This window comes from Rhizobium sp. CB3090 (genome assembly GCF_029714285.1).
Classification (GTDB): domain Bacteria; phylum Pseudomonadota; class Alphaproteobacteria; order Rhizobiales; family Rhizobiaceae; genus Rhizobium.
The window spans coordinates 2,380,363-2,396,385 of record NZ_CP121662.1 but is presented as its reverse complement, the minus strand read 5'-3'; the positions used below and the strand labels follow the sequence as shown (position 1 = coordinate 2,396,385).

Genomic DNA, 16,023 nt, shown 5'->3' with positions numbered 1-16,023 from the left:
GTATGTTCTGGTCTTCCAAACCCACAATAAGCGTCGATGACGAGGAGTGGCAGCTTTCGGCGTGGGAGTGGCTGCTCGAAAATCTCGGTGGCGTGGACGCATTGAAGGCGTTCCCTTCAAAATATCCGCGGCATGCCGACTTTCCAAAATCGGGGCTGTCAGGGCACGAGCACGTGTTTTTTGTGCTTTCCTATCTTTGCCAACTCCTCAAGCTTGATGTCGAGAGCTTCGAACTTCGTAAGCAGAGGGAGGCGATTGAGCCCCATGTTGGCGGTCTCGCCCTTGTTAAGAATGTTCCGCAAGATCCGGGTGGCACATATCGCGCCGCGAAGAATCGCCACATCATCACCTATAAGCCCGCAGTTGCACGCAATCTCGAGCAATTGATCGCGGTTCTCATCCACGAGCTCTGTCATTCGGTGCTGTTTTCGATTCCGACAAGGCCACCCGATTGGGCTCAGAATGAAGAGTTCGTCACCGACCTTGCCACGGTGTTCTTTGGGTTCGGCGTCTTCGGCGGGAACCAGTCGTTTCAGTTCAGTCAGTTTCGGGATACTGCCAGCGGCACGCAAGGCTGGTCCACGCAGCGGCTGGGGTATCTCACACAAAATGAATGGGGATTTGCGCTCGCCGTAAGAGCCCTGCTAACGAACGAAGACGTGTTGCCCATAAAGGAATATGCCACCAGCGGCCTTCTCGCTAATTTCACGAAAAACCACCGCTATCTCGAAAAGAATGACAGCAAAATCGAGCAGCTCCGAGGCGGGCACTAGGTAGATCGGGCAGCCGGCTGTGGCGATTCACCATGCGATCAGTTGAGTGTTAGATTTTTCTGATGAAGGGCTTTGATTTTGGGGTGTTTCTCAAGGAAAATCGTTGGCCGGTTGGGCTAATGCAACGTAATCAGAGGGTTGCGCCCGACCGCCGCAACTCGGTCGTTTTCCCTCACGCGCTCGTGAGTCTGCACGCTCATTTTTACCAGCTCATAAGTTGAGAAATGTCCGGCATTTTAACGATCGCATTAAAGACCTGGAAGAGCCTTCACCCCTATCCCACATCATCGACTTCGTGGGCTGAGGAAGGTGATTCGCATGAAACGGTGGATTTCGCTACAGGCCGAACTTGGTAATTTTCAGCAGCGCCGCACGATATATATTTTCGCGCTAAAGATGAGTTTTCTGGCAGTGATCCTGTCCGCCACCATCATTCTTGCGATGCTGCCTGTCCTGGACTGGCTTGGCCTGTTGCCGTTGCCAATGCTCGACGCGATCCGGCTCGGTGTTCTGCTCGCATGGTTCATCGGCGGTACGGTCTCCGGCGCACTGGCATTGCTGGCCGGCTACGCCATTCATAAGCTCGCCGTCTCGCGCGCCGAATTCGAACGACTAAGCCGCACCGACATGTTGTCGGGACTGCTGAACCGCCGCGCGTTTACCGAGGCATTGGAAGAAGCGAAAGACGACGCCTCGTTGGTGATCTTCGATGTCGATCGATTCAAGACGATCAATGATCGCTATGGGCACGCTTCGGGTGATGCCGTCATCATCGCCGTGTCGCAAATCTTTTCCTGCATTTTCGAGGGCAGGGACGTGATCGCTCGCCTCGGTGGCGAGGAGTTCGGCGCCATCGTCCATGGCCGCGATATGGGCGAACGCATCGCCCGCATCGAGGGCGTGAAGGCGCAGATTGCCAATCAGGCCATCGCCATCGAAGGCGGCTCGGTTAAGATCACTATTTCTGCGGGGATCGCCGATATTTGGGGCGAGCGCAAGAAAGAAGTGGTCTATGCCGCCGCCGACAAGGCGCTGTATCTCGCCAAGGCGCTTGGCCGCAATCGCGTCGTTCATGAAAGCGAATGGCTGAATCATATCTGGCATCGTCCTCCGGCCGAAGAGGAGCAGGAAGCGATGCCCGACTGCGTGGAGCAGCATCGATACGGCCACGGGATATAATGCATGTCGCGCAAAAGTGTGCGGCGGTTTTGCAAGAACGACATGCAAAAGCGCGAAAGCGTGGGAGCGTATCTGAAAGATCGCGCCGAGCTTTAGCTCTGCGAAACCGGTACTGGCGCTTGCGCGGAAAGCGGCTATTTTGCATGCTCTGAGAAAGTTTAGAACTGGATATGTCATGCTACGCGTCACCTCCTATCTGCCGGCCGGCACCCCTTCTTCCAATCCGATCGATCGTGTCGTGCTGCCGCATGATCTCCGGCATCTGCGCCGCAAGCTGCTGCATCTCGAAAATGGCGAGATGGTCATGCTCGATCTGAAGGAGCCGGTTCTGTTCGCCAATGGCGATCTGCTGGTGCGCGAAGACGGCGAATTGATCGAAATCGTCGCAGCGGCGGAAAAGCTGTTCGAGATCAAGCCGCGCGATCGCCGGCATCTCATCGAACTTGCCTGGCACCTCGGCAATCGGCACCTTTCGGCACAGATCGAGGAAGACCGCATCCTCATCCTGCGCGATCATGTCATCCGCTCCATGCTCGAAGGCCTCGGCGCGACGGTGACGGAGGTCAGCGAAGCTTTTCAGCCGGCGCGTGGCGCCTATCATGCGCATGGCGGCCATTCGCATGGTCACGATCACGGGCATCATCATGACCATGGCCACGATCACGAGCATGATCATGGGCACGGCCATCACGATCATTCGCACGACTGAACGTGATGGGCGGGATTTCAGGGACGGAGGATGGCGATCTGCAGGCGCTCCTGCGGCTGATGGCTTGGCTGTCGCCAGCCTTTCCGGTCGGCTCCTTCGCCTATTCGGGCGGCCTCGAGCGTGCGGTCCATGATGGCTTGGTGCAGGACACGGCGAGCCTCCGGGATTGGATTGCCTCGTTGATCCGACATGGCTCGGTTTGGAACGACGCCGTCTTGCTTGCCGAGGCGCATGGCGCGGCCGAGGATGCGGCACGGCTGGCTGAGGCGGCAGAGCTTGCCGAAGCGCTGGCCGGCTCGAAGGAGCGCCATCAGGAAACCATGCTGCTCGGCGAAGCCTTTCTCTCCGCCGCCAATGCCTGGCCGCATCCGATCTTCTCCAAGCTGCCTGCGAAAGTGGCCTATCCGATAGCGGTCGGCGCGGTGGCTGGCGCGCATGACATCTCCCGGGAAAAGGCACTCGCGGCCTTCCTGCATGCGCTGGCGTCGCAGATGCTGTCGGCTGGTATTCGGCTCGGGGTGACTGGACAGAAGGACGGGGTTGCGATCCTGGCGGCGCTGGAAGATGTGATCGCCGAGGTCGCAAAGCGGGCCGCGCGTTCGAGCCTCGGCGATCTCGGTGCTGCGACGGTGCAGGCCGATATTGCCAGCCTTCGCCACGAGACGCAGGGCACCCGGCTCTTTCGATCCTGAGGGAAGGGCGTAAGCAAATATTGCAGTTGGGGCAGATCCTACGTCATTCGACGCTGTGCGAGATGCATCTGCCCCGCTATTCTATGTTTTTATCGGAGTTTCGAGCATGAAATCGAGAAATGGACCTCTGCGCGTCGGTATCGGCGGGCCTGTCGGTTCGGGCAAGACAGCGCTGACCGAAAAGCTTTGCAAGGCAATGCGCGACGATTATTCCGTCGCGGTGGTGACCAATGATATCTATACGACCGAGGATGCCGAGGCGCTGGTGCGCATGCAGGCGCTGACGTCAGATCGCATCGTCGGCGTCGAAACCGGCGGCTGCCCGCATACCGCCATTCGTGAAGACGCGACGATCAACCTGCAGGCCATTGCCGGCCTCAACGAGCGGCTTCCCGATCTCGATGTCGTCTTCATCGAATCCGGCGGCGATAATCTCGCAGCGACTTTTTCGCCGGATCTCGCCGATATCACCATCTATGTGATTTCGGTCTGCCAGGGTGAGGAAATTCCGCGCAAAGGCGGTCCAGGTATCACCAAATCCGACCTTCTCGTCATCAACAAGAAGGACCTCGCACCCTTCGTCGATGTCGATCTCGATGTCATGGACCGTGACGCGACCCGGATGCGCCAGGCCCGCCCCTTCGTGTTCTCCGACATGAAACGCGGCGATGGTGTTGCAACAATCGTCGACTTCCTAAAGGAACAGGGCGGGCTGTAAGCTACCTTCGCCCCAGCGGGGAGAAGGTCGGGCGCTGCCCAGGTTGAGGGGGCGTTACCGGGGAGGGTTTGCCTTCGTTTGTTGCTGAGAGCGATCGAACCGTCGCTTCGATCGCCCTCTCATCAGCGCCTTAAGCCCCTTTTCGCGCGGGAGAAGGGGACGCTTTATTCAGCGGCAAATGGCGGCAGCTTCAGGATATTCGTCTTGGCCTTTGCTCCGCGCTGCAGGGCGTCCCTGTTTTCCACGGCGTCGAGACGTTCTTCCAGCGCAGTGAGCGTTTTGCGATTTTCGTCGACGGCGGCTGCCAGCGTTTCCCTGGTCAGAACCTCGTCGTCCACATCCTTCTTGCCGACGAGACGGCCGAAGAGCCAGGCAAGCAGGCGCGACAGGTCGTCCATGATCAGGAAGAAGGACGGCACGACCACGAGGCTGAGGACGGTCGACACGATGATGCCGCCGATCACCGCGATCGCCATCGGCGCGCGGAATGTGCCGCCTTCGCCGACGCCGAGCGCCGATGGCAGCATGCCGGCGGACATGGCGATCGAGGTCATGATGATCGGCCGCGCGCGCTTGCGGCCGGCCTCGACCACGGCCTCCAGCCGCGGCATGCCATGATGCATCATCTCGATGGCGAAATCGACGAGCAGAATGGCGTTCTTGGTGACGATGCCCATCAGCATCAGGATGCCGATCATGACGGGCATGGAGAGGGCATTGCCGGTCACGATCAGCGCCAGGGCCACGCCGCCGATCGCCAGAGGCAGCGACAGGAGGATGGTGAAAGGTTGGATCACATCCTTGAACAGCAGCACCAGTACGGTCAGCACCAGCAGCAGGCCCAGCAACATGGCGTTGCCGAAGCTCTGCTGCATTTCCTTCTGGACCTTGGTGTCGCCGCTTTCAGCCAGATGGACAGTGGCCGGGATCTTGGCGCTGTTGACGATGCTGAGGAAATGGCTTGAAGCCGTATCCAACGCCACGCCCTGCGGCAGGTCGGCGCCGATCGCGACGACGCGGTAACGGTTGTTACGCTTGATCGAAGACAGGCCTTCCGAATAGTCGATATCGGCCACGCTCGACATCGGCACTGATGCGCCGGTGGCGGTCTTGATGCGCAACGCCCGGATCGCTGCAAGGTCGCGGCGCATGCCGATTGCAGCCTGCACCCGGATGGGGATCTGGCGGTCATCGAGCGAAATCTTGGCAAGCGAGGCGTCGATATCGCCGATGGTCGCGACGCGCACCGTATCGGAAATCATCTGCGGCGTGATGCCGAGGCGGGCGGCCTCGTCCTTGCGCGGATAGATCTGTAGCTCGGGCCGGGGCAGGGCGCCGTCGGCGCTGACATTGGCAAGCGCCGGATCGGTGCGCAACTTGGCTTCGAGGATACCGACCGCTTCGTTCAGATCCTTCTCGTTGCGGGAGAGGAAATTGTAAGTCAGGTCACGGTCGCCGCGGTCATTGAGCTTGGTGATGCGAACATCGGGGATCGAGCGCAGCTTGGCGAAGACTTCCCTTTCGACCTCCCACTGCGGCTTGATGCGGCCATGGACGGCAACCTTCGGCAGGTAGGGGCCGATGACCGGCAGCGAACCTGCCACATCGTTGACCAGTTTCTTGACGAGCGATTGGTCGAGCTTGCCGAGCGTCAGCGTTACTGTGGCGCGGCGCAGTTCCAGGTCGCCCTTGGGAGAGGCGCCGCCAAGGACGAAGACATTCTCGACGCCGTCGATATCCTTGACGCGCCTGTAAATCTCGTTGGTTGCCTGTTCTGTGTCGTCGAGCCGGGCATTTGGCGGCAGTTCGGCCGACAGCACGATGCGCGACGAATCGTCCGGAGGGATGAAGCTGCCGGGCACGAACATGATCAGCGCGAAGACGGAGGCGACGGAAAATGCAAACGCCGCAAGCAATGTCGGATAGCGCGTGTACCATCTCTTCGTCGTGATCCGTACCAGCCAGCTATAGCCGCGCATGAACCGGCCGTCATTGTCATGATGGTCGTCGACGGCATCCTCGGCGCGCATGAAGTAGGCGGCCATCATCGGTGTGATCAGGCGTGCGACCAGCAGCGAGAAGAACACCGAGAAGGCGACCGTCAGGCCGAACTGGATGAAATATTGGCCTGGAATGCCCGGCATGAAGGAGACGGGCACAAAGACGGCGATGATGGTGAAGGTCGTGGCGATGACAGCAAGGCCGATTTCGTCGGCGGCATCGATAGCAGCGCGATAGGGCGTCTTGCCCATCTTGATATGGCGGGCAATGTTCTCGATCTCGACGATCGCGTCGTCGACGAGAATACCGGTCGCCAGCGTCAGCGCCAGGAAGCTGACCAGGTTCAGCGAGAAGCCGATCTGGTTCATGATCCAGAAGGTGGGGATTGCCGAAAGCGGCAGGGCAACGGCCGAGATCAGCGTCGCGCGCCAATTCTTCAGGAACAGGAAGACGACGATGACCGCAAGCAACGCGCCTTCCAGCAGCGTATGCATCGCCGCCTCGTAGTTGCCATAGGTGTAATAGACCGCATCGTCGATCATCTCGATCGAGACGTTCGGATTTTCGGCACGCACCTTGCCCAGAGTGTCGGCCACGGTCTTGGCGACGGAGACTTCGCTGGCACCCTTCGCGCGGAACACGCCGAAGGTCACGACGGGCGTGCTGTTAAATCGCGAGAAAGACTTCGGTTCCTGGTAGGTGTCCTTGATGACGCCGAGATCGGAAAGCTTGACGAAGCGGCCGTTGGTCAGCGCGATCGTGGTGTCCGCGAGTTGGGCGACATCACGGGCGTCGCCAAGGACGCGGATCGCCTGTTCGCTGCCGGCCACCTGACCGCGACCGGAACCGAGATCGATGTTGGTGCCGCGCAACTGCTGGCTGACCGAAAGGGCGGTGATGCCGTAGGCGTTCAGCTTGTTCGGATCGAGTTCGATGCGTACTTCACGGTCGGCACCGCCATAGCGGTCGACGCGGCCGATACCGACCTGGCCCTGCAGTGCGCGTTTGACGGTATCGTCAACGAACCAGGACAGTTCTTCAAGTGACATATTCGGCGAAGAGACGGCAAAGCTCTGGATCGCCTGGCCTTCGACATCCACCTTGGAGACGATCGGCTCGTCGATGGTTGACGGCAGAGTGCCGCGGATACGGTCGATCGCATCCTTCGTGTCCTGAACGGCCTGTTGCGTCGGCACTTCCAGGCGGAAGATGACGACGGTCTGCGACTGGCCGTCGGTGACCGTCGATTGGATCTCGTCGATGCCGTTGATGCTGGCGACGGCGTCTTCTATCTCCTTCGTCACCTGCATTTCGAGTTCGGCAGGCGAGGCGCCGCTCTGCGTCACGGTCACGTTGACGACCGGCACGTCGATATTCGGGAACCGGGTGATCGGCAGATTGAAGAAGGCGTGAGCGCCCACCACCATCAGCAGGAAAAACGCCAGAAGCGGGGCGACCGGATTTCGGATTGACCAGGCGGAGAAGTTCATCTTGCCGTTCTCGCTCAGTTGGACGCTTGCGGAGCTTCTTTGACGGGCGTGATGTGATCACCGTCGCGAACATAGGCGCCGGCTTTGGCGACGACTTCGTCACCATCCTTCAGGCCCTTGACGATCTCGACATAACCGCCGTCCTGAATACCGGTCTGGACATTGACGAATTTGATGACTCCACCCTCGACCTTGCGGGCCGAAGAGCCATTTTCGTCGGTGTTGACTGCCGTTAGCGGTAGGGAGACGCCTTGTGTCTCCCGGACGATGATCTCGGCGCTGCCATACATGCCCGCGCGCGCCTTTTCGTCGTCATCTATGGAGATATGGACCGCGCCGAGGCGAGTAACCGCATCGACGATCGGCGCAACCAGGCGGACCGAGCCGGTGAGTTTTTCGCGGCTGCCGGAAAGGGAAATCAACGCCTTCTGACCGACGGCAATTTTCATGATGTCGCTCTCGGAGACATCGACCACCAGCTCCAGATCGCTGTCGCGGATAATGGTAAAGAGCGGATCCCCGTTGCCATTGGCGATAGCGCCCATGCGGGCGTTGCGCGAGGCAACAGTCCCGGCGACGGGCGTTTTGACGCCGGTGCGCGCGAGCTTCAGATCCGTATCGGCGATCTGGCTGTCGATGACCTTGAGATCGGCTTCAGCCACCGCAATTGCCTGTTCGGCCGAGGCCACGCGCGCCTTGTTGGCGGCAGCCGCCGCATTCGCCTGCTCGACCGATGAGGTCGAGACGGTGCCCTTGGCGCCCATGGTGACGGCGCGGACGCGCTGCAATTCCGCCTCCTCCGCATTGGCGCGGGCTTCGGTGAGCTGCGCGTGAAGCTGGGCAAGGCTTGCTTCGCCCTTGGCCTTCGTTGCCATCATCTGGCTCTTCTGAAGGACCAGCGCATCATCGTTCAGCGTGGCAAGCGTGCTGTTCGCCTCGACCTTGTCGCCGACATCGGCGTTGAGCGTGCGAATCGACAGGCCGTCCACCTGCGGCTGGATATAGACCTCGTCCACTGCTTTTACCGTGCCGGTGGCGACCACCTTGTCGGTCAGTTTGCGTGTAGCGGCCTGCGTGACGACGATCGCCGGCAGGTTCTGCTTCGGCGCAGTGACCGTTGGCTCTTCTGCAAGGGCCGCCGGCGCCGTCAGGAGAACAAGCAACATTGCAGTCGTGCTCAAAAATCTATGCGGCGTGAAGGCCATGCGTTCAGTTCCAGTTCGGTATTTTGTGTAAACGGGATCTCGCTGTTTTCCGTCGCGAGCACGGGGGATCAATGCATGCGGGCCGGCTCTTTCCGGCGGATCAATATCCGTCTGTCATGCCTGCAAGTCCCTCATCCTCAATTTGCCCCATTAGGTGGGAACGATTTCCAAATCCTACAAGATCACGAGAAAATGATTTCTGCCTCGCGCGCAATTCTAACGGGCGTTGCATTGCAAATCAATTACGCGCTCGTGATCTTTGCATTAAGATACTTGATCGACGCCTGGCTTTTCAGGCAAACGCGACGACAAAGCCAGTCTTTTATCACCGCTGTTACAAAATGAAAAAAACGCGCGAAGCGTGAACCTCGCGCGTTTCTTCAGATTTTTTGTCGTCCAGCCTATTTCAGCGCGGCGTCGGTGATCTCATGCGTGTAAGCGCCGGTCGGCTTCTTGCTGATGATTTTCTGGTCGAGCAAGGCCGCTACGGTGCGATCGTAGAGTTTCTCATCGAGCTTGCCGGTGCCGATCAGCTTGGCGACTTCGCCCATCATCCGCTTCTGGTGGTTTTCGTCCTGGCCGCCATTATCCATGACGATTTCGGCGGCTTCATCCGGATGTTCGACGGCGTATTTCCAGCCCTTCATCGAAGCGCGGACGAACTTGACCATATCGGCCTTGAACTTCGCGTCCTTCAGCTTGGTCTCGTTGACGTAAAGCCCGTCTTCCAGAAGGTCGTTGCCGAGTTTGGAATAGTTGAAGACGATCAAATCTTCCGGCTTGAAGCCGGCATCGATTGCCTGCCAGTATTCGTTATAGGTCATGACCGAGATGCAGTCGGCCTGCTTTTGCACGAGCGGCTGAACGTCAAAGCTCTGCTTCAGAACGGTGACGCCATCCTTGCCGCCGTCGGTCTTCAGGCCGATCTTATGCATCCAGGCGAAGAAGGGATATTCGTTGCCGAAGAACCAGACGCCGAGCGTATGGCCTTTGAAATCGGCTTCGGTCTTTACCGGGCCGTCCTTAGGGCAGATCAGTTCCAGGCCGGACTTGTCGTAGGGCTGGGCGATGTTGATCAGCGGCACGCCCTTTTCGCGGGCGACCAGAGCGCCACCCATCCAGTCGACGATGACGTCTGCACCGCCGCCGGCGATCACCTGCTCCGGCGCGATATCCGGGCCGCCCGGCTTGATGTCGACGTCGAGGCCTTCCTCCTTGTAGAAGCCCTTGTCCTTGGCGACGAAATAGCCGCCGAACTGACCCTGCGCCACCCATTTCAACTGCAGCGTCACCTTGTCGGCAGCCATTGCCGCCTGCGCTGCGGCCAAAGCCATCGCGCTTGCCATCAATGCGACCATCAGTTTTCTCATATTTTTTGTCCTTTTCCCTCTGAAGTTATGCCCTGATCCTTTGGCAGGATCCTGTATTACGTCTGTCCACCACGGATAGACGGATGCCAGAACGTCGTCATCCGCTCGAGAACGGCGACGATACCGTAGAAGACGGAGCCGGCGACCGCGGCGACCGCGATCTCAGCCCAGACCATATCGAGATTCAACCGACCGTTCTCGGTTGAAATGCGGAAGCCCATGCCCGACATGGGTGTGCCAAAGAACTCTGCCACGATGGCACCGATTAGAGCCAAGGTCGAGTTGATCTTTAGTGCATTGAAAATAAACGGAGCTGCGGCCGGTAGGCGAAGCTTGAACAAAGTCTGCCAATAGCTCGACGCATAGGTGCGCATCAGGTCGCGCTCCATATTGCCGGCGGCGGCGAGACCGGCGACCGTGTTCACCAGCATCGGGAAGAAGGTCATTATGACGACGACGCCCGCTTTGGATTCCCAATCGAAGCCGAACCACATGACCATGATCGGCGCCACACCGATGATCGGCAGAGCGGAGACCAGATTGCCGATCGGCAGCAGGCCGCGGCGCAAGAAGGCAAAGCGGTCGGCGAGGATGGCGACGATGAAGCCGCTGGTGCAACCGATAATGTAGCCGATGAGAACCGATCGGAAGATCGTCTGCTGAACATCCATCCAAAGAATCGAGGCGGAGCCGGCAATCCGGGCGCCAATGGCGCTTGGTGGCGGCAGCAGGATGAAAGGGATGCCGAACCCGCGCGTTACGGCTTCCCAGATGATGATGATCCAGACGCCGAAAATCGCGGGAATGAGCAACCGCAACGTATAGCCGCCGGCGGTCGAATTCGCCGGGGTGACCGACAGGATGGCGACGCAGCGCCAGGCCAGCAGCCACGCCGCGGCAAGCAGGATAAAAAACGACGCGAGCGCGTTGCCTTCGTTGCCCGAGATTCCAGCAAGCAGAAGCAAAGCGGCTGCATGTGCGGCAAAGAAGAGGATCGACGCACAGAGGATTGCGGACAGGTTCATGAAGGAAGCAAGGGCCGCGGCACCAATAAGGATGAAAATGACGAACGTGGTCCCGCTGCTGATGGGGGTGGCGGCATCAGCGGCGAGTAGCGGCAGCGCCGGGAGCGCCGCAAGACAGAGAAGAAAGGAGAGGGTGCCTTGCCACGACACATGAGAATTCTTCATGCCGCCCGACCTCCCATTGCACGGTCGACGATACGTGCTGCGATGCTGACAACAGCAATCAGTGCCGCGGCCAGTATCGAGCCGGCGACGAGGGCTGCCCATATATCGATCGTCAGGCTTTGATAGGACCCGGCGAGCAGTTTGGCTCCGATGCCGGCGACTGCGCCCGTCGGCAGTTCGCCGACGATCGTTCCGGTGAGGCTTGCCGCGATCGCGACTTTCATCGAGGTGAAGAGGAACGGGACCGACGCGGGGACACGCAGTTTCCAGAAGGTCTGCAGCGCATTGGCATTGTAGGTGCGCATCAGATCGAGATGCATGATTTCCGGCGATCGCAATCCCTTGACCATGCCAACGGCGACGGGAAAGAAGGAGAGGTAGGTTGCGACCAGCGCCTTGGGGATAAGGCCGGTAACGCCGATCGAACCCAGAACAACGATGACCATCGGCGCGATGGCCAGGATCGGTATCGTCTGCGAGGCGATGATCCAGGGCATCAGACTGCGGTCGAGTGCCACGACATGCACGATGCCGACGGCAATGAGGATGCCCAGCAGGGTGCCGAAAGCGAAACCGACAGCCGTGGAGGACAATGTCACCCAGGCATTGTAGACGAGGCTGCGATTGCTTGTCAGCGGTCTCAGAAATGTGTTTTCGAAGACATTCTGCGCCACCTGATGCGGTGCCGGCAGGATCGGTTTCGGCTGCGCGAGCGTCTTGCCGATGAATTCCATCGTGCCGGAGGTGACGTTGGCGCGCCGGTCGAGATCGCGCTGGAACGGCGCGTTGAGCATGACGGCAAAGGCGTACCACAACACGAGTATTGCCAGCAGGATGGCTGTGACCGGCAGGAATTTGTGTTTGAAGAAATGCTCCTTCTCCATGGTCACGCTCCTCTTTCCGCCGGAAACAGCATCAGCGCCATCGCGACGATGCCGAGTCGAGGGGAGAAGGGGGAAATGCAGGACATCACCCTATTCCTCATAGCTATGCCCCGCTCTCAACCCCTCGCGGACACGGTGGGCGATCTCCAGAAATTCCGGGGTTTCGCGAATACCCAGCGGGCGTTCGTGCGGAAGGGTGGATTCGATGACATCGGTGACGCGGCCGGGGCGGGGCGACATGACGACGATCTTGGTGGAGAGATAAACCGCCTCCGGGATCGAGTGCGTCACGAAACAGATGGTCTTATTCGTCCGCTTCCAAAGTTTCAGCAGCGCTTCATTAAGATGATCGCGGACGATCTCGTCGAGAGCGCCGAAGGGTTCGTCCATCAGCAGAAGGTCGGCATCGAAGGCGAGCGCGCGGGCGATAGAGGCGCGCTGCTGCATGCCGCCCGAGAGCTGCCAGGGATATTTGTGCGCGAAGCCGGTCAGATTGACCAGATCAAGCGTCTGCTCGATGCGTTTGGTCTGATCGGCCTTGGCGTAGCCCATGATCTCCAGCGGCAGAGCAATGTTTTTTTCGATCGTGCGCCAGGGATAAAGGGCAGCCGCCTGGAAAACATAGCCATAGGCGCGGTTGGTGCGTGCCTCTTCCGGCGTCATGCCGTTGACGGTGATGTCGCCGGAGGTCTTGCGCTCGAGATCGGCGATGACGCGCAGAAAGGTGGTCTTGCCACAGCCGGACGGGCCGATGAAGGAGACGAAATCACCCTTCCTCACGTCGAGATCGACATTGCTTAGCGCATGCACCGGCCCGTCATTTGTCTCGTAGGTGAGACAGAGGTTCCGCGCGGAGACGACGGAGGAAGCGGATGACGTCATTAATACCTACCAGTCATGTTTTCGCCGCGCAGCCGAGGCGGATTGCGTGTTATCCTATACGGCATGGCGGTGGTTTTAGAACCGGAGGATGCCGCAGATCTATCGAATTTTATGGAGGAATGGCATGAGCGTTTCATCGAAGCCTACCTGCCGCATCGTGCAGCCCGGCGGCACCTATGCCGGGAAACAAGGCTTCAACTACTTCGAGGGGATTGCCGCCGAGACAGTGGGGGCGACGGGCATCTGCATGCATCTCCTGACCATTCCGCCAGGCGGACGCGCCAAGGCGCATCTGCATGCGGCGCATGAGACGGCGATCTACGCGCTGTCCGGCGAGACGCATTGCTGGTTCGGCGATCAACTGGAAGAGCATGTTGTCGTTCATGCCGGCGAGATGTTCTACATTCCAGCCGGCGTTCCGCATCTGCCCGCCAATCTCAGCGACCGGCCGGCGACCGCTATTATCGCCCGCACCGATCCGAACGAGCAGGAAAGTGTCATCCTGCTGCCGGATCTGGAGCGGTATGTGCCTTTGTGATGTTTTACCTTCTCCCCGCCGGGGAGAAGGTGGCGCGTGAGCGCCGAATGAGCATCTTGAGCGGAGAGCGAAAGACAGCTTTACGGTGCAACGCCCCCTCAACCTGCGCTTCGCGCATCCTTCTCCCCGCTGGGGAGAAGGTAGACAAATGCCGGAACTGTCGCCGTTCCACATGATCAAGCGTCACACCCCACTCGCCGGGATGCCGCTGCGCTGGACCTTGCGCGGCGCGGTGACCTCTTTCCAGGTCGAGAGTGCGCGGTTGGCGGCGGTGAAAGGCTCGCGCTTGACGAACTCGCCATGGCCCTGCTGCGTCTTCACCGTGCCTTCCTCGATGGCGACCACGCCGCGGGTCAGCGTGTAGCGCGGCAGGCCCGTCACCTGCTTGCCTTCGAAGACGTTGTAGTCGATCGCCGACTGTTGGGCCTTGGCGGTGATGGTCTTCGAACGCTTCGGGTCCCAGACAACGATATCGGCATCGGCGCCGACGAGGATCGCGCCCTTCTTCGGATAGACGTTGAGGATCTTGGCGATGTTGGTCGAAGTCACCGCCACGAACTCGTTCATTGTCAGGCGGCCAGTGTTGACGCCATGGGTCCAGAGCATCGGCATGCGGTCTTCCAGGCCGCCGGTGCCGTTCGGGATCTTGGTGAAGTCATTCAAGCCGAAACGCTTCTGCTCGGTCGTGAAGGCGCAATGGTCGGTGGCGACCACCTGCAGCGACCCGGAGGCGAGGCCGGCCCAGAGGCTGTCCTGGTGCTGTTTGTTGCGGAAGGGCGGCGACATGACGCGGCGGGCGGCATGGTCCCAATCGGCATTGGCATATTCGCTCTCATCGAGCGTCAGGTGCTGGATCAGTGGTTCGCCATAAACGCGCATGCCCTTCTGACGGGCGCGGCGGATGGCTTCGTGGGCCTGTTCGCAGGAGGTATGCACGATGTAGACAGGGCTGCCGGCCATATCGGCGATCATGATGGCGCGGTTCGTCGCTTCGCCTTCAACTTCGGCCGGGCGTGAATAGGCGTGCGCTTCCGGGCCGTTATTGCCTTCGGCAAGCAGTTTCGCCTGCATCTGCGCGACCACGTCGCCATTCTCGGCGTGAACGAGCGGCAGTGCGCCGAGCTCGGCGCAGCGCTGGAAGGAGGAGAACATCTCGTCGTCATCCACCATCAGCGCGCCCTTATAGGCCATGAAGTGCTTGAAGGTGTTGATGCCCTTGTCGCGGACGACGGCTTCCATCTCGTTGAAAACCTGCTCGCCCCACCAGGTAATCGCCATGTGGAACGAGTAATCGCAGTTCGCCCGCGTCGACTTGTTGTCCCACATGGTCAGCGCTTCTAGCAGCGACTGGCCGGGCGAGGGCAGGGCAAAATCCACCACCATCGTCGTGCCGCCCGCAAGGGCAGCGCGGGTGCCGCTTTCGAAATCGTCCGAGGAATAGGTGCCCATGAACGGCATTTCGAGATGGGTATGCGGATCGATGCCACCTGGCATGACATAGCAGCCCGTGGCGTCGAGCACTTCATTGCCGGACAGGTTCTGCCCGATCTCGACGATCTTACCGCCTTCGACCTTGACATCGGCCTTGTAGGTCAAATCGGCCGTGACGATGGTTCCACCCTTGATGACTATGCTCATGGTGTTTGTTCCCTTTTTTGAGACTCTGGCATCTGTGGCGCCCCCTCATCCGACCCTTCGGGCCACCTTCTCCCCAAGGGGAGAAGGGAATTTTGCCGTGGCATTGATGTCAAACAAGAACCGATTGGTCACAATCAGCGTAGCTGTCTCCTTCTCCCCTCGGGGAGAAGGTGCCCGAAGGGCGGATGAGGGGGCATGGTTCGAATATGTCACTCGCTTATTTCCCCCGTCGGCTTGATCGCAGGATAAAAGCGCAGAATGTCGTCTCTTTCGAATATCCGACTCTCCAGCGCAGCGAGAATTGTCTCCAGGACCGCCCGGCGCTCCCACGTGATCTCGGGGTTCCAAAATCTCAACACCGAGTAACCCTGTGCATTGAGCCAACCCGTGCGGATGATATCGGAGGGGGAGGAAGCATGCTGGAAGCCGTCGATTTCAACGATCAGCAATTTCTCGCGACAGAGAAAATCAACAACGTAAGAGCCGAGGGGAATTTGTCTGGCGAATTTATACCCGTTTAGACGACGGTCGCGCAGATCGCTCCAGAGGCGATATTCCTCCTCAGTGTCGTTTTGCCGAAGCTTACGGGCCTGCTGCGTTTTACCAGGACGACGTTTGGTCACATTGCTGTCATCCGACACCGGTAACGCCCCCTCAACCCGCGCTTCGCGCGACCTTCTCCCCGCCGGGGCGAAGGAAAGCCGCACCGCGCCTGTCGCGTCAAACAAAATCTTGTCATCCAAGGAGTAAGATG

The 16,023-nt window shown here is 59.6% G+C and carries 14 protein-coding genes; 6 read left to right on the top strand and 8 right to left on the bottom strand.

The features are described 5' to 3' along the window. The first annotated feature begins 2 nt into the window (after positions 1-2). From QA646_RS11620 to ureG, 5 genes are all read left to right on the top strand, one after another. Complete coding sequence (locus QA646_RS11620) at positions 3-773, top strand: hypothetical protein (protein ID WP_283055610.1); 771 nt, start codon at positions 3-5, stop codon at positions 771-773. A gap of 318 nt (positions 774-1,091) precedes the next feature. After that, positions 1,092-1,952, top strand: a complete 861-nt coding sequence (locus QA646_RS11615; protein WP_283055609.1) for a GGDEF domain-containing protein — start codon at positions 1,092-1,094, stop codon at positions 1,950-1,952. A gap of 175 nt (positions 1,953-2,127) precedes the next feature. Beyond that, positions 2,128-2,661 (top strand): urease accessory protein UreE, encoded by a 534-nt coding sequence (ureE, locus tag QA646_RS11610; RefSeq protein WP_283055608.1) that lies wholly within the window; start codon positions 2,128-2,130, stop codon positions 2,659-2,661. Between the two features lie 5 nt (positions 2,662-2,666). Beyond that, complete coding sequence (locus QA646_RS11605) at positions 2,667-3,353, top strand: urease accessory protein UreF (protein ID WP_283055607.1); 687 nt, start codon at positions 2,667-2,669, stop codon at positions 3,351-3,353. Positions 3,354-3,459: 106 nt separating this feature from the next. After that, the gene (gene ureG / locus QA646_RS11600) at positions 3,460-4,071 is read left to right on the top strand and encodes an urease accessory protein UreG (RefSeq protein WP_283055606.1); all 612 of its coding nucleotides are present in this window, start codon (positions 3,460-3,462) and stop codon (positions 4,069-4,071) included. Positions 4,072-4,235: 164 nt separating this feature from the next. Here ureG and QA646_RS11595 read toward each other — a convergent pair whose 3' ends face one another. The 6 genes from QA646_RS11595 to QA646_RS11570 all read right to left on the bottom strand — a co-directional run bounded on the left by QA646_RS11595 (position 4,236) and on the right by QA646_RS11570 (position 13,093). Beyond that, positions 4,236-7,562, bottom strand: coding sequence for an efflux RND transporter permease subunit (locus QA646_RS11595; RefSeq protein ID WP_283055605.1), 3,327 nt, complete (start codon positions 7,560-7,562; stop codon positions 4,236-4,238). Positions 7,563-7,576: 14 nt separating this feature from the next. Continuing rightward, complete coding sequence (locus tag QA646_RS11590; RefSeq protein ID WP_283055604.1) at positions 7,577-8,728, bottom strand: efflux RND transporter periplasmic adaptor subunit; 1,152 nt, start codon at positions 8,726-8,728, stop codon at positions 7,577-7,579. Between the two features lie 440 nt (positions 8,729-9,168). Beyond that, positions 9,169-10,137: an ABC transporter substrate-binding protein gene (locus QA646_RS11585; RefSeq protein ID WP_283055603.1), complete on the bottom strand. Its 969-nt coding sequence runs from the start codon at positions 10,135-10,137 to the stop codon at positions 9,169-9,171. A 56-nt stretch (positions 10,138-10,193) separates the two neighbouring features. Further along, the gene (locus QA646_RS11580) at positions 10,194-11,327 is read right to left on the bottom strand and encodes an ABC transporter permease (RefSeq protein ID WP_283055602.1); all 1,134 of its coding nucleotides are present in this window, start codon (positions 11,325-11,327) and stop codon (positions 10,194-10,196) included. Further along, complete coding sequence (locus tag QA646_RS11575; RefSeq protein ID WP_283055601.1) at positions 11,324-12,211, bottom strand: ABC transporter permease; 888 nt, start codon at positions 12,209-12,211, stop codon at positions 11,324-11,326. Before QA646_RS11575 ends, QA646_RS11580 begins: the two co-directional genes overlap by 4 nt. A gap of 90 nt (positions 12,212-12,301) precedes the next feature. Beyond that, a complete protein-coding gene (locus QA646_RS11570) occupies positions 12,302-13,093 on the bottom strand; it encodes an ABC transporter ATP-binding protein (protein WP_283055600.1) in 792 nt (263 codons plus the stop codon). Positions 13,094-13,217: 124 nt separating this feature from the next. Between QA646_RS11570 and QA646_RS11565 the strand changes: the two genes are divergently transcribed. Beyond that, entirely contained in the window at positions 13,218-13,631 is a 414-nt protein-coding gene (locus QA646_RS11565) for a cupin domain-containing protein (RefSeq protein ID WP_283055599.1), read from the top strand. Positions 13,632-13,814: 183 nt separating this feature from the next. On the opposite strand, the gene hydA is transcribed toward QA646_RS11565, so the two are convergent. Continuing rightward, positions 13,815-15,269 (bottom strand): dihydropyrimidinase, encoded by a 1,455-nt coding sequence (hydA, locus tag QA646_RS11560; protein WP_283055598.1) that lies wholly within the window; start codon positions 15,267-15,269, stop codon positions 13,815-13,817. Positions 15,270-15,478: 209 nt separating this feature from the next. Next, a complete protein-coding gene (locus QA646_RS11555; protein ID WP_283055597.1) occupies positions 15,479-16,012 on the bottom strand; it encodes a DUF559 domain-containing protein in 534 nt (177 codons plus the stop codon). Between the last annotated feature and the right edge of the window lie 11 nt (positions 16,013-16,023).

Coding starts and splice junctions, on each gene's coding strand:
- QA646_RS11620 (WP_283055610.1), top strand. CDS start 3: ATGTTCTGGTCTTCCAAACCCACAATAAGCGTCGATGACGAGGAGTGG.
- QA646_RS11615 (WP_283055609.1), top strand. CDS start 1,092: ATGAAACGGTGGATTTCGCTACAGGCCGAACTTGGTAATTTTCAGCAG.
- ureE (WP_283055608.1), top strand. CDS start 2,128: ATGCTACGCGTCACCTCCTATCTGCCGGCCGGCACCCCTTCTTCCAAT.
- QA646_RS11605 (WP_283055607.1), top strand. CDS start 2,667: ATGGGCGGGATTTCAGGGACGGAGGATGGCGATCTGCAGGCGCTCCTG.
- ureG (WP_283055606.1), top strand. CDS start 3,460: ATGAAATCGAGAAATGGACCTCTGCGCGTCGGTATCGGCGGGCCTGTC.
- QA646_RS11595 (WP_283055605.1), bottom strand. CDS start 7,562: ATGAACTTCTCCGCCTGGTCAATCCGAAATCCGGTCGCCCCGCTTCTG.
- QA646_RS11590 (WP_283055604.1), bottom strand. CDS start 8,728: ATGTTGCTTGTTCTCCTGACGGCGCCGGCGGCCCTTGCAGAAGAGCCA.
- QA646_RS11585 (WP_283055603.1), bottom strand. CDS start 10,137: ATGAGAAAACTGATGGTCGCATTGATGGCAAGCGCGATGGCTTTGGCC.
- QA646_RS11580 (WP_283055602.1), bottom strand. CDS start 11,327: ATGAAGAATTCTCATGTGTCGTGGCAAGGCACCCTCTCCTTTCTTCTC.
- QA646_RS11575 (WP_283055601.1), bottom strand. CDS start 12,211: ATGGAGAAGGAGCATTTCTTCAAACACAAATTCCTGCCGGTCACAGCC.
- QA646_RS11570 (WP_283055600.1), bottom strand. CDS start 13,093: ATGACGTCATCCGCTTCCTCCGTCGTCTCCGCGCGGAACCTCTGTCTC.
- QA646_RS11565 (WP_283055599.1), top strand. CDS start 13,218: ATGAGCGTTTCATCGAAGCCTACCTGCCGCATCGTGCAGCCCGGCGGC.
- hydA (WP_283055598.1), bottom strand. CDS start 15,269: ATGAGCATAGTCATCAAGGGTGGAACCATCGTCACGGCCGATTTGACC.